Source organism: Pseudomonas sp. LP_7_YM, from assembly GCF_004364435.1.
GTDB lineage: Bacteria > Pseudomonadota > Gammaproteobacteria > Pseudomonadales > Pseudomonadaceae > Aquipseudomonas.
Genome location: NZ_SOCT01000007.1, coordinates 67,824 through 85,541, shown reverse-complemented (window position 1 = coordinate 85,541; position 17,718 = coordinate 67,824). Strand labels below are relative to the sequence as shown.

Here is a 17,718-nt window from a genome sequence, read left to right as displayed (position 1 = left end):
CGACTTACAGCACCCAGGCTACTTGCCCAACCCCAGATTGGCTTCGTTGAGGTCAAGCTCAGCCAATACCAGGCGCAGCACGTCATCGCCGATCTGGCGATGGCGATGCAGGTTGTACAGTTCCAGCCGCTGGGCACGCAGGGCGCTGATGCGCATGCGTTTTTCCAGTTGATCCATCTGGAACGCCAGTGCCTGGGCCTCGGCGGTGTCGTTGAAGATCTCCAGACGATGGCGGTACTCGGACATGATCCGCGCCTTCACCTCGGTGGCCAGCACTTCCTGGGCCGCGTCGGGTGTCGCCGTGGTGTCGTTGAGCCCTTCGTTCTCCAATGCATGGATCGCCGCCTCGGCAGTACGCTTCCAGGCGTCACGCACTTCACGCTTCATGCGCAAGTCCGGCTCGCTGGCGATGCCGCGCAACAGCAACGGCAGGCTGATACAGGCCACTCCCAACGACAGCAGAATCACCCCGGCGGCAATGAAGACCAGCAGGTCGCGCTCAGGGAACGCCACACCGGCACTGATCAGAATCGGCACCGACAAGGTACCGGCCAGCGTTACCGCACCGCGTACCCCGCCGACCGTCAGCAGCATCGAGGAGCGCCGGGACAGCTCCAGCGAATCATCGGCACGCCCGCGCCAGCGACGTATCTGAACCATCAGCCGCCAGACACTGCGCACCCAGACATAGCGCAACGCCGCCAACACCACGAAAATCGCCAGTACATCCAGGCAGCGCCACAGCAGGGTCGGCCACAGCGTGACCTCGTTATGGGTCACTGCGGTGACGATGTCCGGCAACTGCAGGCCAAGCAGCAGGAAGATCAGGCCGTTGAAGGCAAACTCCAGCAGGGCCCAGACGCTGCGATTGAGCAAACGGGTGGTGGTCTGACGCGGCAACAGATCAACCCAGCTTTGCATCATCCCCGCGGCCACCGCCGAGAGGATGCCGGACATCTCAAGTCGCTCCGCCAACACGTAAGCGGCAAACGGCAACAGCAACATAAACACCACGTGGGTCGCCGGATCGTCCCAGCCGCGGGCAATCATCCAGCCGCGCAGGCGCCCCACCAGCCAGCTCAGGGCAACGCCCACCGCCAGGCCGCCACACGCGACCATGAGGAACGTGAGGCTGGCATCGGTGATGGAAAAAATGCCGGTCATGGCGGCTGCCAGGGCGAACTTGAAGGTCACCAGACCGGTTGCGTCGTTCATCAACGCTTCGCCCTGAAGCATGCGCATGATCGGAACAGGCAGCCGGTCCTCGGCAATGGCCGATACAGCCACGGCGTCCGTCGGTGACAGGACAGCCGCCAGGGCGAATGCGACCGGCAGCGGGATCGTTGGCAGCAGCCAGTGAATGAAAAAGCCGGCGCCGACCACGGTGAAGATGACCAAGCCCACTGCCAGCGTCAGAATCGGTCCGCGATACCGCCACAGGTCCCGCTTGGGCATGCGCCAGCCGTCCGAGAACAAGAGCGGCGGCAGGAAAAGAAAGAGGAACAAATCGGGGTCAAGCGCAACATGCAAGCCCAGGCTGGGCCAGGCAAGCAAGGCCCCAGCAGCGATCTGGACCAGCGGCAGAGGGATGGGAATCACGCGGGCCATCAATCGCGAGACACCTACCAGCGTCAACAAGATAAGGACGGTATAGGCTGTCTGCATGGTGTATTTCTCCAACGGCGACTTGAACTGACTCCCGTAACGGACCCGGGTTGAGCGTCGAAGTGCCCTATTAAAGGCTTAAAACTGTCGCCTCGGGTGGATAACCGGGTCGTCATACACACAAAAAAACCCGGCAAACTGACACAAAGCATCCCCGGCCTGCGCCAAGCGGCGTGTCCGTGGCATAATCCTTCACCGTTTTTTTTGCGTCATCCCGGAGGGGCAAGTTCATGAGCAGTACCCACGCGTTGCACCTGTACGGGATAAAAGCCTGCGACACCATGAAAAAGGCTCGCACCTGGCTCGATGAAAAGTCGGTGAACTACGATTTCCATGACTACAAGACGCAGGGCATCGACCGCGACCACCTGACCCGGTGGTGCAACGAGCACGGCTGGCAGACGGTGTTGAACCGTGCTGGCACGACCTTTCGCAAACTGGATGAGGCGCAGAAAGCCGACCTCAACCAGAGCAAAGCCATCGAGCTGATGCTTGCCCAGCCGTCGATGATCAAGCGCCCCGTGCTGGATCTCGGCGACAAGACCCTGATTGGCTTCAAACCCGAATTGTACGCAGCAGCTATCGCCTGAACAGGCCGTTCGAAAACGTAGCGAGCGAAGGCAAGACAAGGCAAAAAGGGGCGAAGAAGCGGAGTTTAGGTTTTCTAAATGAGCATTTTTCGTCCGTTTTTAACGCAGTATTGACGAGCGCAGCAGTTTTCAAACGCCTGTGATTGAGATAGCCATTAAAGAGGTATTCGCATGTCCACTTCCCTGTTCAGCCTGGCCTTCGGCGTCGGCACTCAAAATCGTCAAGGCACCTGGCTGGAAGTCTTCTACGCCTTGCCATTGCTCAATCCATCGGCTGATATCGTTGCCGCCATCGCGCCGATCCTGGGGTATACCGGTGGTAACCAGGCCATCGCGTTCAACACTGACCTGGCTTCGAAACTGGCGGACGCACTGAAATCGATAGATGCCGACCAAGCTGCGCTGCTGACCCGTCTGGCGGAAAGCCACAAGCCCCTGGTAGCGACCGTTCTGGCCGAAGACGCCGCACTGACGTCCACGCCTGAGGCCTACCTCAAGCTGCACCTGTTGTCCCATCGCTTGGTCAAACCCCACGGGCTGAGCCTGGCGGGCGTTTTCCCGTTGCTGCCGAACGTGGCCTGGACCAGCCAGGGCGCAATTGACCTGGGCGAACTGGCTCAGCGTCAGCTCGAAGCGCGTCTCAAAGGCGAGCTGCTGGAAGTGTTTTCGGTGGACAAGTTCCCGAAAATGACCGACTACGTCGTGCCTGCAGGCGTACGCATCGCTGACACCGCGCGTGTTCGTCTGGGCGCTTACATCGGCGAAGGCACCACGGTCATGCACGAAGGTTTCGTCAACTTCAACGGCGGCACCGAAGGCCCGGGCATGATCGAAGGTCGTGTGTCGGCTGGCGTGTTCGTCGGCAAGGGCTCTGACCTTGGCGGCGGCTGTTCGACCATGGGCACCCTGTCCGGCGGTGGCAACCTCGTGATCAAGGTCGGCGAAGGCTGCCTGATCGGCGCGAACGCCGGTATCGGTATCCCGCTGGGCGACCGCAACACCGTCGAATCCGGTCTGTACGTCACTGCTGGCACCAAAGTGGCGCTGCTGGACGAGAACAACGAACTGGTCAAGGTGTTGAAGGCCCGCGAGCTGGCGGGTCAGCCGGACCTGCTGTTCCGTCGCAACTCGCAAACCGGCGCTGTAGAGTGCAAATCGCACAAATCTGCAATCGAGCTGAACGAAGCGCTGCACGCTCACAACTGATTGAGCGATGAAGGACGGGCGCCCTCCCCGGGCTCCCGTCTCATTACAGAGTCTGAATGTCATGTCCCTCATTTCCCCCTGGCGCGCTGACTTCCCTGCACTCGATGCACTCGGACGGCAAGGCCAGACCTATCTGGACAGCGCCGCCACCGCACAAAAACCCCAAGCCCTGATTGATGCGATGACGCATTACTACGCCAATGGCGCGGCTAACGTGCATCGCGCTCAGCACCTTCCGGGCGCGACGGCAACTCAGGCCTTCGAGGACACCCGTCGTAAGGCTGGCGAATGGCTGAATGCCGAAAAATCCGGGCAAATCGTCTTCACCCACGGCGCCACATCGGCGTTCAATCTGCTCGCTTATGGGCTGGAGCATCTGTTTCAGGCTGGCGACGAAATCGTCATCAGCGCGCTCGAACATCACGCCAATCTGCTGCCTTGGCAGCAATTGGCCAAACGTCGGGAGCTGAAGCTGGTTGTGCTACCGCTGACGACCGAGGGCGTGATTGACCTCGATGCAGCGGCGAGCCTGATCACCTTGCGCACCCGATTGCTGGCAGTGAGTCAGCTGTCGAATGTGCTGGGCACCTGGCAGCCCGTTGCTGAACTGGTGGCGCTGGCCAAGGCCCATGGCGCGCTGACCGTGATCGATGGGGCGCAAGGGATCGTCCACGGCCGACACGATGTGCAGGCGCTGGGCTGCGACTTTTATGTGTTTTCCAGCCACAAATTGTACGGCCCGGACGGAGTGGGCGTGTTGTTTGGCCGCCACCAGGCGCTGTCGCACCTGCGCCACTGGCAGTTCGGCGGCGAAATGGTGCTTCAAGCGGGGTATCTCGATGCGACGTTCCGCCCTGCCCCGCTAGGCTTCGAAGCCGGGACGCCGCCCATTTCCGGAGTCATCGGGCTGGGCGCAACGCTCGATTATCTGAACGCCGTCAATCACGCCGCCGCTGCCGACCATGAAGCCCGGCTCCATGACTTGCTGTGCACCGGGCTGAGGCTGCGTGAGGGCATACAGCTGGTAGGTACTCCGCAGGTGGCCCTGGCGAGCTTTGTGGTCGAGGGTGTGCACAACGCCGATCTGGCTCATCTGCTGACCGAGCAAGGCATCGCGGTACGCGCCGGTCATCATTGCGCGATCCCGCTGATCAGCAGCCTGGGGCTGTCGGGAGCGATCCGGGTTTCTCTGGCGCTGTACAACGATTCCACAGATATTGAGCGATTCTTCAACGCACTGGATCAGGCGCTGGAGCTGCTGCGATGAATCTGCCGGCAGAGGCACAAACCGCGCTCGACACGTTCAACGCTTCGCTGAGCTGGGAGCAACGCGCGCGGCTTTTGATGCAGTGGGGCGAACGATTGCCTGCGCTGACCGACGCTGAAATGACCGATGAACAGCTGGTAGATGGCTGCGAGAGCAAGGTCTGGTTGCTGGGAGATTTACTTGAGGATCACTGGCAGTTTCGTGCCGCCAGTGATGCCCGCCTGATACGCGGGTTGGTGGCGTTGCTGCTGGCGCGGGTCAATGGCCTGTCGGCGCAGGAACTGCAGCGGATGGATCTGCCGGACTGGTTCAATCAACTCGGCCTGAGCCGCCAGCTATCCGCGTCACGCAGCAACGGCCTGAATGCGGTACTGCAGAAGATGCGGCAGTTGGCGAGTTGAACATTGGTCGCGCTTACAGGGGATGTGCAGGTTCAGCCGGGTCAGGGCTGAGCTGCATCTTTGGCCTTGACCCGCTCTGCCGGGCGCCGTACGCCTGCCACGATCTTCTCCACCGCCTTGGTGGCGGCGACCATACCGAAGGTTGCCGTGACCATCATGACTGCGCCGAAACCACCGGCACAGTCGAGTTTGACGCCATCGCCGACAAAGCTTTTTTGCAGGCAGATGCTGCCATCCGGCTTGGGGTAGCGCAGTTGTTCGGTCGAGAACACGCAAGGCACGCTGTAGTGCCGGGTCACGGTGCGGGAGAAGCCGTAGTCGCGGCGCAGGGTTGAGCGCACTTTGGAGGCCAGCGGGTCGTTGTAGGTGCGGTTCAGATCGCACACCTGAATCAGCGTGGGATCGATCTGCCCGCCCGCGCCGCCGGTCGTGATGATCTGAATCTTGCGCCGCTTGCACCAGGCGATCAGCGCCGCCTTGGCGTTGACGCTGTCGATGCAGTCCAGCACGCAGTCGATGTTCGGCGTGATGTACTCGGCCATGGTCTCGCGGGTCACGAAATCGGCCACGGCATGCACCACACAATCAGGGTTGATCTCCCGCAGGCGCTCGGCCATGACCTCGACTTTCGCACGACCGACAGTGCTGCTCAGGGCATGCAACTGGCGGTTGCTGTTGCTGACGCAGACGTCGTCCAGATCGAACAGGGAAATCTCCCCCACGCCGCAGCGCGCCATGGCTTCCGCCGCCCACGACCCCACTCCGCCGATGCCAACGACCGCCACATGGGCCACGCGCAGGCGCTCCAGGCCCTCAATGCCATACAGACGGGCGACGCCAGCAAATCGCGGATCTTCTGTGCTCATGACCAATACCCCAAAAAACCGGCGCGCATTATAGGCCGTGTCAGAGATAGGGACAGCCGTCTGCCGGGTATTTGGTCTGAAATTGATAAGTGTCTGGCGTGAATCACAGGAGCCGGCTTGCTGGCGCCTGCAATGCCCCTGCACCATCATGAATCCCTACAGAGGCCGAAGCCTCGTCTTACATTTGTTCAGGAATAGAACTTCAACCTTTGTCAGCTGCCCAAGTTCGTGCCGGCTGACGTCCGTCAGCTCCTCCCTGTTCCCGTCTAGGAACCTGAAGTACCTATGCCATCGCGTAAATTTGGTTTGAATCTGGTGGTCGTCGTGGCGATCGCTGCGCTGTTTACCGGTTTCTGGGCGTTAATCAACCGCCCGGTGACTGCTCCCAACTGGCCCGAACACATTTCAGGGTTCTCCTACTCGCCTTTCCGTCTGGGCCAAAACCCGCAGAAAGGCCTGTACCCGTCCGACGATGAAATGCGTCAGGACCTGGAGCTGATGAGCAAGTCCACAGACAACATCCGTATCTATTCGGTAGACGGCAGCCTTCAGGACATCCCGAAACTGGCCGAAGAATTCGGCCTGCGCGTCACCCTCGGCATCTGGATCAGCCCTGACCAGGAACGCAACGAGCGGGAAATCAATACGGCCATCGAACTGGCCAATACCACGCGCAGCGTAGTGCGTGTGGTGGTGGGTAACGAAGCGTTATACCGGGAAGAGATCAAACCCAAAGAGCTGATGGCGATCCTCGACCGCGTGCGCGCTGCGGTGAAGGTGCCGGTGACCACCTCCGAGCAATGGCACATCTGGGAGAAATACCCGGAGCTGGCCAAGCACGTCGACCTGATCGCGGCGCACATTCTGCCGTACTGGGAATACATCCCTGTGGACAAGGCCGGGCAGTACGTTTTCGACCGCGCCCGTGAACTGAAACACCTGTTTCCGAAAAAGCCACTGTTGCTGTCCGAAGTGGGTTGGCCGAGCAATGGCCACATGCGTGGCGGCGCTGACGCGACCCAGGCCGATCAGGCGATTTATCTGCGTGGTCTGGTCAACAAACTCAATCGTCAGGGCTTCAACTACTTCGTGATCGAAGCATTCGACCAGCCCTGGAAAGCCAGCGATGAAGGCTCGGTCGGCGCCTATTGGGGCGTCTACAACGCTGCCCGCCAGCAGAAATTCAACTTCGACGGCCCTGTCGTCGCCATCCCGCAATGGCGCGTACTGGCGATCGGCTCAGCGGTCCTGGCCCTGCTCGCATTGGCATTGCTGCTGATCGACGGCTCGGCCCTGCGCCAGCGCGGCCGCACCTTCCTGACCTTCATCGCCTTCCTCTGCGGGTCAGTGCTGGTGTGGATCGGCTACGACTACAGCCAGCAGTACAGCACCTGGTTCAGCCTGCTTGTAGGATTCTTGCTGGCACTTGGCGCGTTCGGGGTGTTCATCGTACTGATGACCGAGGCACATGAGCTGGCCGAGGCGGTCTGGACGCACAAACGTCGTCGAGAATTCCTGCCTGTCGATACGGATTCGGCCTACAGACCGAAAGTCTCGGTGCACGTGCCCTGCTACAACGAGCCGCCCGAAATGGTGAAGCAAACCCTCAACGCGCTGGCGGCGCTGGACTACCCGGACTTCGAAGTGTTGCTGATCGACAACAACACCAAGGACCCGGCCGTGTGGGAACCGGTCAAAGCCCATTGCGAGATGCTCGGCGAGCGCTTTAAGTTCTTCCACGTGGCGCCGCTGGCAGGTTTCAAGGGCGGCGCGTTGAACTACCTGATTCCGCACACTGCAAAGGACGCCGAAGTGATCGCGGTGATCGACTCGGACTACTGCGTCGACCGCAACTGGCTCAAGCACATGGTTCCGCATTTCGCCGACCCGAAAATCGCCGTGGTGCAGTCGCCGCAGGATTATCGCGACCAGCATGAAAGCGCGTTCAAGAAGCTCTGCTACTCGGAATACAAAGGCTTCTTTTACATCGGCATGGTGACCCGCAACGACCGCGACGCAATCATTCAGCACGGCACCATGACCATGACCCGCCGCTCGGTGCTCGAAGAGCTGGGCTGGGCCGACTGGTGCATCTGCGAGGACGCCGAACTGGGCCTGCGGGTCTTCGAAAAAGGCTACTCGGCGGCCTACGCCCACAACAGCTACGGCAAGGGCCTGATGCCGGACACCTTCATCGACTTCAAGAAGCAGCGCTTCCGCTGGGCTTATGGCGCGATTCAGATCATCAAACGCCACACCGCAAGCCTGCTGCGTGGCAAGGACACCGAGCTGACGCGTGGCCAGCGCTATCACTTTCTGGCCGGCTGGTTGCCGTGGGTGGCCGATGGCATGAACATTTTCTTCACCGTAGGCGCCTTGTTGTGGTCGGCAGCGATGATCATCGTGCCTAACCGGGTCGATCCGCCGTTGCTGATTTTCGCGATTCCGCCCCTGGCGCTGTTCTTTTTCAAGGTCGGCAAGATCATCTTCCTGTATCGCCGCGCGGTGGGCGTGAACCTCAAGGATGCGTTCTATGCCGCGCTGGCCGGGTTGGCGCTGTCGCACACCATCGCCAAAGCGGTGCTCTACGGCTTCTTCACGACCAGCATTCCGTTCTTCCGCACCCCGAAAAATGCCGACAGTCATGGCTTGCTGGTGGCGATCTCCGAGGCCCGCGAAGAACTGTTCATCATGTTGCTGCTGTGGGGCGCAGCGCTGGGCATCTGTTTGGTCCAGGGTCTGCCAAGCAACGACATGCGGCTCTGGGTGATCATGCTGCTGGTGCAGTCGCTGCCGTATCTGGCGGCGCTGATCATGGCGTTTCTCTCGTCGCTGCCCAAACCCAAGGCAGAGAGCGAACCGGCCACGGCCTGAAACAATTGTGCGCTGTACTAAACGGCGGCCTTCGGGTCGCCGTTTTGCTTTAAGATGTCTGCCGTTTTACGGCCCTACACTCAACTGCGCGGACCTTTCATGACAGCCCCAGCCGATCTCTCGCCTACCCTGCAACTCGCCTGCGACCTGATCCGTCGTCCATCGGTCACGCCGCTCGACGCCGACTGTCAGGCAGTGATGATGAAACGCCTGGGCGATGCCGGTTTCGCGCTGGAGCCGATGCGAATCGAAGACGTCGATAATTTCTGGGCCACCCACGGCACTGAGGACGGCCCGGTGCTTTGCTTTGCCGGTCATACCGATGTAGTGCCAACCGGGCCGGTGAAAGCCTGGCAGAGCGACCCGTTCGACGCACGGGTCGACGAAGACGGCATGCTTTGCGGGCGCGGCGCGGCGGACATGAAAGGCAGCCTGGCGTCGATGATCATCGCCACCGAGCGTTTCGTCGCTGATTACCCGAATCACAAGGGCAAGGTCGCTTACCTGATCACCAGCGACGAGGAAGGCCCGGCGCATCACGGCACCAAAGCGGTGATCGAACGTTTGGCCGCACGCAAGGAACGTCTGGACTGGTGCATCGTCGGCGAGCCATCAAGCACCACGCTGGTGGGTGATGTGGTCAAGAATGGCCGTCGCGGCTCCCTCGGCGCTACCCTGACAGTCAAGGGAAAACAGGGCCACGTCGCGTATCCGCATCTGGCGAAGAACCCGATCCATCTGGCATCGCCGGCGCTGGCCGAGCTCGCCGCCGAACATTGGGACGCAGGCAATGCTTTTTTCCCACCGACCAGCTTCCAGATCTCCAATCTCAATTCCGGCACCGGCGCGACCAACGTGATTCCCGGCGACCTGACGGCGGTGTTCAATTTCCGGTTTTCCACCGAGTCCACCGTCGAAGGTTTGCAGAAACGCGTCGCCGATATTCTCGACAAGCATGGTCTGGAGTGGCACGTGGAGTGGGCCCTGTCGGGTCTGCCGTTCCTGACCGAACCGGGCGCGTTGCTCGATGCGGTATCGGCCAGCATCAATAGCGTCACCGGGCGCGAAACCAAGGCGTCCACCAGCGGCGGCACCTCGGACGGCCGTTTCATCGCCACCCTCGGCACACAGGTGGTCGAGCTGGGGCCGGTCAACGCGACAATCCATCAGGTCAACGAGCGCATTCTGGCCAGTGATCTCGACGTGCTGACCGAGATCTACTACCAGACTCTGGTCAAGTTGCTCGCCTGATGCTCACTTGCCCGATTTGCTCAGCCCCGCTCGACGCAGCGGATAACGGCGTGGTCTGCCCGGTGGGCCATCGCTTCGACCGCGCCCGCCAGGGTTACCTGAACCTGCTGCCCGTGCAGCACAAGAACAGCCGCGACCCTGGCGACAACCAGGCGATGGTCGAGGCGCGGCGGGATTTTCTCAACGCCGGACATTACGCACCGGTGGCCAAACGTCTGGCTGACTTGGCCGCCGAACGTGCGCCGGCCCACTGGCTGGACATCGGTTGTGGCGAAGGCTATTACACCGCGCAGATCGCCGACGCGCTGCCGGGTGCTGAAGGCTACGCGCTGGATATCTCCCGCGAAGCGGTCAAGCGCGCGTGTAAACGCAACCCTCAACTGACCTGGTTGATCGCCAGCATGGCCCGCGTGCCCCTGCCGGACGCCAGCATTCAGTTCATCGCCAGCGTGTTCAGCCCGCTGGACTGGGACGAGGCCAAGCGCCTTTTGTCGCCCGGTGGCGGCCTGATGCGTGTAGGACCCACCAGCGAGCATCTGATGGAACTGCGTCAGCGTCTGTACGACGAAGTCCGCGATTACGCCGACGACAAGCATCTGGCGCTGGTCCCCGAAGGCATGAGCCTGCAACACAGCGAAACCCTACGCTTCAAACTGACACTGGTGGAGGGCCAGGCCCGCGCCAACCTGCTGGCCATGACACCCCACGGCTGGCGCGCCAGTGCCGAGCGGCGGGCCAGCGTCATCGAACAGTCGGAGCCTTTCGAAGTTACCGTGTCCATGCGCTACGATTATTTCGTTTTGCAGTGATTGCTCGACCACCTGGACCGAATGAATCCGCGAATGGATTTTCCAGAACAACCCAGAGGTATCCATGCGCCAACCCGATATCGAGATTTACCTGAAAGACGCTGACGTTGACCACAAAGCCATCACCGCCTGGCTCAACGCAGACGTCGGCCCGTGCAGCGAATGGGTACAGAAAGGCCAGACCTGGAAGTGCAAGGCCGGCGACATCCCGGTGACCTGGATTCCCAAGGCCGTCGGCAAATGGAACAGCTTGTGCCTGGACAGCGACAAGACGCCGTGGCACGACGATATCGCCTGCGCCCGTGCCGCCTTCGCCACGCTCAACGTGGAACTGCGTTGCGCACCGGGGACATGGGTCGAGGAAGAAAACGACGAAGACGCCGATCGCTGGATTCGCATCAGTGCCGATGGTGAGGAAGAGATCACCTGGCGGACCTCTTAAAAGAACCACGCCGCAACCTCAGGCTCAGGCTCACCACAATCCACTGGGGGGAGCCGGCTTGGCGAATGCGATGTGTCTGCACCCTAAAGGGTGACTGGCACACAGCATTCGCCCGCAAGCCAGCGCCTGCGGCCTTCGCCCAGAAGCCAGATTGCGCTGCATCCGCAATAACGGCGCGCCCCCTGCGCTCTTTGCCCATCCCCGTCATATACGGCAAACTGGCGGCCTCGTGGGCTTTGCCCCTTTGCGCAGAATTCGTATGACCCGCTCCCCGTTTCGTCGTCTTGTATTTGGCACCTTGCGTCGCCTGCTGTACCTGTGGGTGCGTTCGGAAACGATCAATCAGTCGTCTTTGACCCTCAATCTGGACCGCAGCCGCCCGGTGTTCTACGCGCTGCAAAACCCGTCGCTGAGTGATCTGGCCGTTCTCGATACCGAATGCAGAAAAGCCGGTCTGCCGCGCCCTGTGCTGTCCGTTGCGGTCGGCGAGCTGAAAGAACCGGTAGCCTTCTTTTACCTGACGCCGGAACCCGACTGGCTGGGCCGTCAGGACAAACGCGGTGCGCCGCCGACACTGGAAAGGCTGGTGGGCGCTGTGACCCAGAATGCCGCCGAGGATGCGCAGATCATCCCGGTCAGCGTGTTCTGGGGGCAGTCGCCGGACAAGGAGGACAGCCCATGGAAACTGCTGTTCGCCGACAGTTGGGCCGTTACCGGGCGCTTGCGGCGCTTGATCACGATTCTGATTCTTGGGCGCAAGACCCGCGTGCAATTCTCTGCGCCCATTCACCTGCGTGAACTGGTGGACGAAAACAAGGGCTACGAGCGCACCGTGCGCATGGCTCAGCGTCTGCTGCGGGTGCATTTCCGCAACCTGAAAACCGCCACAATAGGCCCGGACCTGTCACACCGGCGTAACCTGGTCAAGGGCCTGCTCGCCGATCCGCTGGTCAAACAGGCGATTCTCGACGAAGCCACACGGGAGAAGATTCCAGAGTCCAAGGCGCGGGAAAAGGCGCTGCATTACGGCAATGAGATCGCTTCGGACTACACCTACACCGCCATCCGCTTTCTGGAAGTGGTGCTCAGCTGGTTCTGGAACAAGATCTACGACGGTATCAAGGTCAGTCACCTGGAGGGCGTGCAGAACGTCGCTCAGGGCAACGAAATCATTTACGTGCCGTGCCATCGCAGCCACATCGATTACCTGTTGCTGTCGTACCTGCTGTTCCGCAATGGGCTGACGCCGCCGCATATCGCCGCGGGCATCAACCTCAACATGCCGGTGATCGGCAGTCTGCTGCGCCGTGGCGGCGCGTTTTTCATGCGCCGCACGTTCAAGGGCAACCCGCTGTATACCGCTGTTTTCAACGAATACCTGCACACCCTGTTCACCAAGGGGTTTCCGGTCGAGTACTTCGTCGAAGGCGGACGCTCGCGCACCGGACGCATGTTGCAACCCAAGACCGGCATGCTCGCCATCACCCTGCGCAGCTACCTGCGCAACTCGCGCACGCCAATCGTGTTCGTGCCGGTGTACATCGGTTACGAGCGTGTGCTGGAAGGCCGAACCTATCTGGGCGAATTACGCGGCACAGCGAAGAAGAAAGAATCGATTTTCGACATCTTCAAGGTCATTGGCGCGCTCAAGCAGCGCTTCGGTCAGGTCTCGGTCAATTTCGGCGAGCCGATCAAGCTTGCCGAATTTCTCGACCACGAACAGCCGGACTGGCGTACCCAGCAGCTTGCCCCGGTATTCAAGCCTGATTGGCTTAACGCAACGACCCATCGGCTGGGCGAGCAAGTGGCCCGCCACCTGAATGAAGCCGCTGCGGTCAATCCGGTGAATCTGGTGGCGCTGGCACTGTTGTCGACCAATAAACATGCGCTGGACAATCGAGCGTTGGCGCGGGTACTCGACCTCTATCTGGCCTTGCTGCGCAGCGTGCCGTACGCGCCGCACACCACGCTGCCGGAAGGCGATGGCCTGGCGCTGATCGAGCATGTCAAAGGCATGGATCTGCTGTCCGAGCAGAACGACGCACTGGGCAAGATTGTTTATCTGGACCAGCAGAACGCCGTTCTGATGACCTATTACCGCAACAACGTGCTGCATATCTTTGCGCTGCCGTCGTTGTTGGCGAGTTTCTTTCAGAGTTCGTCACGCATGAGCCGCGAACAGGTGCTGCGTTACGTGCGTGCACTGTATCCATACCTGCAATCGGAGCTGTTCATCCGCTGGTCGCTGGACGAGCTGGATGCCGTCATCGATCAGTGGCTGGCGGCGTTTGTCGAACAGGGGCTGTTGCGCTTCGAGAACGAGGTTTACCTGCGCCCCGCTCCGAGCTCGCGGCATTTCGTGCTGCTGACGCTTTTGTCACGCGCCATCGCGCAGACCCTGCAACGTTTTTACATGGCAATCTCGCTGTTGCTCAACAGCGGGCAGCGCAGCCTGACCGCTGAAGAGCTGGAGGACCTGAGCACGATCATGGCTCAGCGCCTGTCGATACTGCACGGTCTGAATGCCCCGGAATTTTTCGACAAAAGCCTGTTCCGCCATTTCATCCAGACGCTGCTGGATCAGGATGTCTTGCGCAAGAACGACGACGGCAAGCTGAGCTATCACGAATTATTGGGCGAGTTGGCCGAAGGCGCGGCCAAGCGGGTGTTGCCGGCGGAGATTCGCCTGTCGATTCGCCAGGTCGCATTGCATCGCAATGAAGAAGTGCTGGATGCCGGCCCGAGTGTCTGATTAGCACGCCTCAATGCACTAAGGAGATTCGCATGATGAAACACCTGATACTGACCCTGATGACCACCGTTCTGGCGGCCTGCGCCCATACCCCGGACACGCCCTCCGGCACTGTCGACGGCGAGGTGTTTTATCTGCAGCGCATGGCCCTGCCACCCACAGCGACGTTGAAGGTGACGCTGCAGGATGTGTCGCTGGCCGACGCACCGGCACAGACCCTTGCCAGCGAGAGCGGGCCAATCAAAGGCCAGGTCCCGCTGCCGTTTCATCTGACCTACGATCACAAGCAGGTCAAAGAGGGCCACACCTATGCTGTTAACGCGCGTATCGAAGTCGACGGCAAATTGCTGCTGATCAGCACCGAACGCTACGCCGTGGACCTGACGCTGGAGGAAAAACCGCCGGTCAGGATTCGCGTGAACCCGGCCAGCTAAAGCGTCTGTACCTGATTTTTGTACTATTTCCGCAAAGGACCTTACCCATGTTGTCTCGCTCTCTCTCGTTCACTGGCGTGTGCGCCGGACTGCTGTTGTCAGCCAGTGTGTTCGCATTGTCTTTGGGCGACCTGTCACAATCGGACGCCACCGGTGGCCTCAAGGATGCGCTGACTCAGGGCGCGCAGATCGCCGTCAAGCAACTCGGCGTGCCCGGCGGGTTCAGCAACAACAAGGATGTGCGCATCGAGCTGCCTGGCAAACTCGGCAAGGTGGCGAGCAAGATGAAGCAGTTCGGCATGGGCGCCCAGGTCGAGCAGCTGGAAACCAGCATGAACCAGGCCGCAGAGGCGGCAGTGCCTCAGGCTCAGACCCTGCTGGTGGATGCCGTGAAGAGAATGAGCGTGTCTGATGCCAAGGGCATTCTCAGCGGCGGCAAGGATTCGGCGACCCAGTACCTGGACAAGACCAGCCGCCAGCAGATCCGCGCCAGGTTCCTGCCGATCGTCAAGCAGGCCACCGATAAGGTCGGCTTGGCGCAGAAGTACAACGCCTTTGCCGGGCAAGCCGCGAGCCTGGGTGTTGTCGATGCGAAAGCCTCGAACGTCGAAGGTTACGTGACCGAAAAAGCCCTCGACGGCCTGTTCGAAATGATCGCCCAACAGGAAGAAGACATCCGCGCCAATCCGGCGGCTGCGGCGACGAGTCTGGCGAAGAAGGTGTTCGGCGCGCTGTAAACCCATCGCCTCAACCGAAACGAAAAAAGCCCCGGCGCTCAAAACGCCGGGGCTTTTCGTTGCAGCCTGTCAAAGATTTAACCAGGCCATCACGCCCAACAGGACACTCACCCCGCCCGCGCCAATGGACACCTTTTGCAGCCACTCCTTGCGGGTGAGCAGGGTAATCGCAGCCAGGGAAATCGCCATCTGAATCGCCATCATCGCTTGCGCCCAGCGGTGATGGGAATGGAGCACCTGCTCGGATTTCTCGTCCCACACCTTCGCCTCGACCTCAAGGGCTTCAGCCTTGGCGCGGGCCGCTTCCTTGTCCACCTTGTAGCGCTGCACCTGCTCGGTGTAATGCACCGCATCCAGACCGGGGATATGGCTGGCCAGGTCCGCAAGGTTCTCGCGACTGGACTTGGCCTGATAGTAGTTCCATTGATTGGATGCCTCAGTCTTCTTGATCGCCGCGTTGTTCTTGTCCATCGCCGCCTCGCTCTCGGTCGAGCCGGCTTGATAACTAAGCAAGGCACCGACGGTGGCCATGATAGCCGTCATCACTGCGATCCTTCCGGCAAATCGGTCGCCCGTGGCATGCGCGTGTTCGACATGGTGTTCATGGGGGCTGGGAACTTCGAAAGACTCGGACATGGACTTCTATCGCCTGAAACGACCTTGACACGGATGGTGCTTGAGCAGCGGGAGCTGGCGGCCGGGACTATAGGAGAAATCCCCGGGACAGTGAAGCCAGACAATCAGTCTGTTCAGTGAGTAGAAAGGCGGCGGCACTCAACAGGCCTGCAACCGGCCGCGTGAGTGCCAATTTTCTACAGCCGCACGGCATGTCGGCAGGATTATCGCAATCGCCACTGCGGCCAAACCGTGCTGCTACAGGGTCGGCAGCGACTTCAAATCTAGGTTTTCAACGCCTTCTTCGGATAGATGTCATAGCGGCTTGACTTGCCGTCCAGCGCATAGCCGGGTTTCACGCCTTCGATGCACGGTGCCTTGCGCGGGCGTTTGACCACCACACGATGGGTAGCCAGCGCCAGCGCCGCTTCAAGCAGCGCTGGCGCGTCCATGTCGTCACCCACCAAGGGCCTGAACAGGCGCATTTCCTTCTTCACCAATGCGGTTTTCTCGCGATGGGGGAACATCGGATCGAGGTAAATCACTTGCGGCGGTTCACCTTCCCACTGGCGAATCAGGTCGATCGAGTTGCCGGTCAGCAGGCGCATCTGACCAATGATCCCGCCCACGTCCAGGTCCTGAGCACCACGCGCCAACCCGTCTTCGAGCAATGCGGCAATGATCGGCTGACGTTCGATCAGACTCATTTCGCAGCCCAGGCTCGCCAGAACGAATGCGTCCTTGCCCAGGCCCGCCGTCGCATCCAGCACCCGCGGACGAACACCGGGTTGAACGCCGACCGCCTTGGCGATCATCTGCCCGCTGCCCCCGCCGAACAGCCGCCGATGGGCCGCCTTGCCTTCAACGAAATTCACCCGGACCGGCCCCGGCGCATCTTCACCTAGCTGCTGCAATTGCAGACCGTCGCCACTGACCTGCAGGGCAAAATCGGCTTCGGCATCATCGAGCGGCAAGCCCAGACGCGCAGCCCATTGCAGCGCTTTCTCCTGTCCCTCTGACGTCAGGGTTTCTACCCGGATGCGGCTGCCCGCTTGCTGCTCACTCATGGTGTCCACACGTTCTAAATTTCTTAATGATTGGCAACATCTGCCGATAACGAAGTATCCGGCATTTTGCCAGACCCACGGCATGTACTGAGCGCTTATGTCAGACATTCAGCAAACATCCTCGATAGGCTATTTGACGTACGCAGGCGATTACAGCGTACGCAATACCCAAACCCTGAGCGGCGTCACGCAGCTCTGGCAGGATGCGTTTGCCCGGGCGATGGCCCAGCAGGTAGACGACAACGCTGGCACCGCCCCTGAGTACAGCCCGACGGTTACAGCCGACAGTTTGACCGACGAGCCCGTCGCTGGCGCCACCACCCTTGGCAAAATTGTCGAGCAGCGCGAATTCCCGGTGCAAGACAAAGAGGTCGCGCCGCCAGAGCCTCTGTTTCTGCCAATCGCCGAATTCGAATGGAATCTGGCGGACAAGCCTGCGCTGCCCTTCAGCGCCAGCGCACTGATCGCGCAGCAACGCAATCTGGAATTCGACAGCAGCTGGGTCCGCCCGACGGTGCTCAACCCTTACGACGACAGCGTCGAGCCAGGCCCCGGCCCTCAGCCGCGCCCTCTGTTCCTGCCAATCGCCGAGCTCGAATGGGACTTGGCCGACAAACCCGCCACGCCTTACAGCGCTGATGAAATGACCGAACAGCAGCGAAACCTGGAATTCGACAATGGCTGGGCGCGGCCAATCGTGTTGCAGAACCTGCGTATCGCCGCCTGATACCTGGGCATGACC

General features: G+C 60.7%; 16 protein-coding genes. 12 read left to right on the top strand and 4 right to left on the bottom strand.

The window, feature by feature from the left end; genetic code table 11:
- Window positions 1-18: 18 nt before the first annotated feature.
- Window positions 19-1,665, bottom strand: a complete 1,647-nt coding sequence (locus EC915_RS17175; protein ID WP_133751723.1) for a Na+/H+ antiporter — start codon at window positions 1,663-1,665, stop codon at window positions 19-21.
- A 230-nt stretch (window positions 1,666-1,895) separates the two neighbouring features.
- On the opposite strand from EC915_RS17175, the gene EC915_RS17170 reads away from it, so the two are divergent.
- The 4 genes from EC915_RS17170 to EC915_RS17155 all read left to right on the top strand — a co-directional run bounded on the left by EC915_RS17170 (window position 1,896) and on the right by EC915_RS17155 (window position 5,129).
- Window positions 1,896-2,255 (top strand): ArsC family reductase, encoded by a 360-nt coding sequence (locus tag EC915_RS17170; RefSeq protein WP_133751722.1) that lies wholly within the window; start codon window positions 1,896-1,898, stop codon window positions 2,253-2,255.
- A gap of 171 nt (window positions 2,256-2,426) precedes the next feature.
- The gene (gene dapD / locus EC915_RS17165; RefSeq protein ID WP_133751721.1) at window positions 2,427-3,461 is read left to right on the top strand and encodes a 2,3,4,5-tetrahydropyridine-2,6-dicarboxylate N-succinyltransferase; all 1,035 of its coding nucleotides are present in this window, start codon (window positions 2,427-2,429) and stop codon (window positions 3,459-3,461) included.
- Between the two features lie 61 nt (window positions 3,462-3,522).
- On the top strand, window positions 3,523-4,728 hold the full coding sequence (locus tag EC915_RS17160; protein ID WP_133751720.1) for an aminotransferase class V-fold PLP-dependent enzyme: 1,206 nt from the start codon (window positions 3,523-3,525) through the stop codon (window positions 4,726-4,728).
- The gene (locus EC915_RS17155; protein ID WP_133751719.1) at window positions 4,725-5,129 is read left to right on the top strand and encodes a SufE family protein; all 405 of its coding nucleotides are present in this window, start codon (window positions 4,725-4,727) and stop codon (window positions 5,127-5,129) included. The genes EC915_RS17160 and EC915_RS17155 overlap by 4 nt, the downstream gene beginning before the upstream one ends.
- A gap of 41 nt (window positions 5,130-5,170) precedes the next feature.
- On the opposite strand, the gene tcdA is transcribed toward EC915_RS17155, so the two are convergent.
- Entirely contained in the window at window positions 5,171-5,995 is an 825-nt protein-coding gene (gene tcdA, locus EC915_RS17150; protein ID WP_166651014.1) for a tRNA cyclic N6-threonylcarbamoyladenosine(37) synthase TcdA, read from the bottom strand.
- A gap of 285 nt (window positions 5,996-6,280) precedes the next feature.
- Here tcdA and EC915_RS17145 point away from each other — a divergent pair, with 285 nt between their 5' ends.
- From EC915_RS17145 to EC915_RS17115, 7 genes are all read left to right on the top strand, one after another.
- Window positions 6,281-8,869, top strand: coding sequence for a glycosyltransferase family 2 protein (locus tag EC915_RS17145; RefSeq protein WP_133751717.1), 2,589 nt, complete (start codon window positions 6,281-6,283; stop codon window positions 8,867-8,869).
- 99 nt (window positions 8,870-8,968) lie between these two features.
- Window positions 8,969-10,120, top strand: coding sequence for a succinyl-diaminopimelate desuccinylase (dapE, locus tag EC915_RS17140; protein ID WP_133751716.1), 1,152 nt, complete (start codon window positions 8,969-8,971; stop codon window positions 10,118-10,120).
- The gene (locus EC915_RS17135; protein ID WP_133751715.1) at window positions 10,120-10,929 is read left to right on the top strand and encodes a putative RNA methyltransferase; all 810 of its coding nucleotides are present in this window, start codon (window positions 10,120-10,122) and stop codon (window positions 10,927-10,929) included. Before dapE ends, EC915_RS17135 begins: the two co-directional genes overlap by 1 nt.
- Window positions 10,930-10,993: 64 nt before the next feature.
- A complete protein-coding gene (locus tag EC915_RS17130; protein ID WP_133751714.1) occupies window positions 10,994-11,371 on the top strand; it encodes a hypothetical protein in 378 nt (125 codons plus the stop codon).
- Window positions 11,372-11,630: 259 nt separating this feature from the next.
- Window positions 11,631-14,123, top strand: coding sequence for a glycerol-3-phosphate 1-O-acyltransferase PlsB (gene plsB / locus EC915_RS17125; protein ID WP_133751713.1), 2,493 nt, complete (start codon window positions 11,631-11,633; stop codon window positions 14,121-14,123).
- A 35-nt stretch (window positions 14,124-14,158) separates the two neighbouring features.
- On the top strand, window positions 14,159-14,557 hold the full coding sequence (locus tag EC915_RS17120) for a YbaY family lipoprotein (protein WP_133751861.1): 399 nt from the start codon (window positions 14,159-14,161) through the stop codon (window positions 14,555-14,557).
- Between the two features lie 47 nt (window positions 14,558-14,604).
- Window positions 14,605-15,294 (top strand): DUF4197 domain-containing protein, encoded by a 690-nt coding sequence (locus EC915_RS17115; protein ID WP_133751712.1) that lies wholly within the window; start codon window positions 14,605-14,607, stop codon window positions 15,292-15,294.
- Between the two features lie 69 nt (window positions 15,295-15,363).
- On the opposite strand, the gene EC915_RS17110 is transcribed toward EC915_RS17115, so the two are convergent.
- Both EC915_RS17110 and EC915_RS17105 read right to left on the bottom strand, forming a co-directional pair.
- Entirely contained in the window at window positions 15,364-15,930 is a 567-nt protein-coding gene (locus EC915_RS17110; protein ID WP_133751711.1) for a DUF4337 domain-containing protein, read from the bottom strand.
- A 263-nt stretch (window positions 15,931-16,193) separates the two neighbouring features.
- Entirely contained in the window at window positions 16,194-16,976 is a 783-nt protein-coding gene (locus EC915_RS17105) for a class I SAM-dependent methyltransferase (RefSeq protein WP_133751710.1), read from the bottom strand.
- 97 nt (window positions 16,977-17,073) lie between these two features.
- Between EC915_RS17105 and EC915_RS17100 the strand changes: the two genes are divergently transcribed.
- Window positions 17,074-17,703, top strand: coding sequence for an energy transducer TonB (locus tag EC915_RS17100; protein ID WP_133751709.1), 630 nt, complete (start codon window positions 17,074-17,076; stop codon window positions 17,701-17,703).
- Window positions 17,704-17,718 lie beyond the last annotated feature (15 nt).

Excerpts from the sequence above, each read along its gene's own strand:
- EC915_RS17175 (WP_133751723.1), bottom strand. The coding sequence starts at position 1,665 with ATGCAGACAGCCTATACCGTCCTTATCTTGTTGACGCTGGTAGGTGTC.
- EC915_RS17170 (WP_133751722.1), top strand. The coding sequence starts at position 1,896 with ATGAGCAGTACCCACGCGTTGCACCTGTACGGGATAAAAGCCTGCGAC.
- dapD (WP_133751721.1), top strand. The coding sequence starts at position 2,427 with ATGTCCACTTCCCTGTTCAGCCTGGCCTTCGGCGTCGGCACTCAAAAT.
- EC915_RS17160 (WP_133751720.1), top strand. The coding sequence starts at position 3,523 with ATGTCCCTCATTTCCCCCTGGCGCGCTGACTTCCCTGCACTCGATGCA.
- EC915_RS17155 (WP_133751719.1), top strand. The coding sequence starts at position 4,725 with ATGAATCTGCCGGCAGAGGCACAAACCGCGCTCGACACGTTCAACGCT.
- tcdA (WP_166651014.1), bottom strand. The coding sequence starts at position 5,995 with ATGAGCACAGAAGATCCGCGATTTGCTGGCGTCGCCCGTCTGTATGGC.
- EC915_RS17145 (WP_133751717.1), top strand. The coding sequence starts at position 6,281 with ATGCCATCGCGTAAATTTGGTTTGAATCTGGTGGTCGTCGTGGCGATC.
- dapE (WP_133751716.1), top strand. The coding sequence starts at position 8,969 with ATGACAGCCCCAGCCGATCTCTCGCCTACCCTGCAACTCGCCTGCGAC.
- EC915_RS17135 (WP_133751715.1), top strand. The coding sequence starts at position 10,120 with ATGCTCACTTGCCCGATTTGCTCAGCCCCGCTCGACGCAGCGGATAAC.
- EC915_RS17130 (WP_133751714.1), top strand. The coding sequence starts at position 10,994 with ATGCGCCAACCCGATATCGAGATTTACCTGAAAGACGCTGACGTTGAC.
- plsB (WP_133751713.1), top strand. The coding sequence starts at position 11,631 with ATGACCCGCTCCCCGTTTCGTCGTCTTGTATTTGGCACCTTGCGTCGC.
- EC915_RS17120 (WP_133751861.1), top strand. The coding sequence starts at position 14,159 with ATGAAACACCTGATACTGACCCTGATGACCACCGTTCTGGCGGCCTGC.
- EC915_RS17115 (WP_133751712.1), top strand. The coding sequence starts at position 14,605 with ATGTTGTCTCGCTCTCTCTCGTTCACTGGCGTGTGCGCCGGACTGCTG.
- EC915_RS17110 (WP_133751711.1), bottom strand. The coding sequence starts at position 15,930 with ATGTCCGAGTCTTTCGAAGTTCCCAGCCCCCATGAACACCATGTCGAA.
- EC915_RS17105 (WP_133751710.1), bottom strand. The coding sequence starts at position 16,976 with ATGAGTGAGCAGCAAGCGGGCAGCCGCATCCGGGTAGAAACCCTGACG.
- EC915_RS17100 (WP_133751709.1), top strand. The coding sequence starts at position 17,074 with ATGTCAGACATTCAGCAAACATCCTCGATAGGCTATTTGACGTACGCA.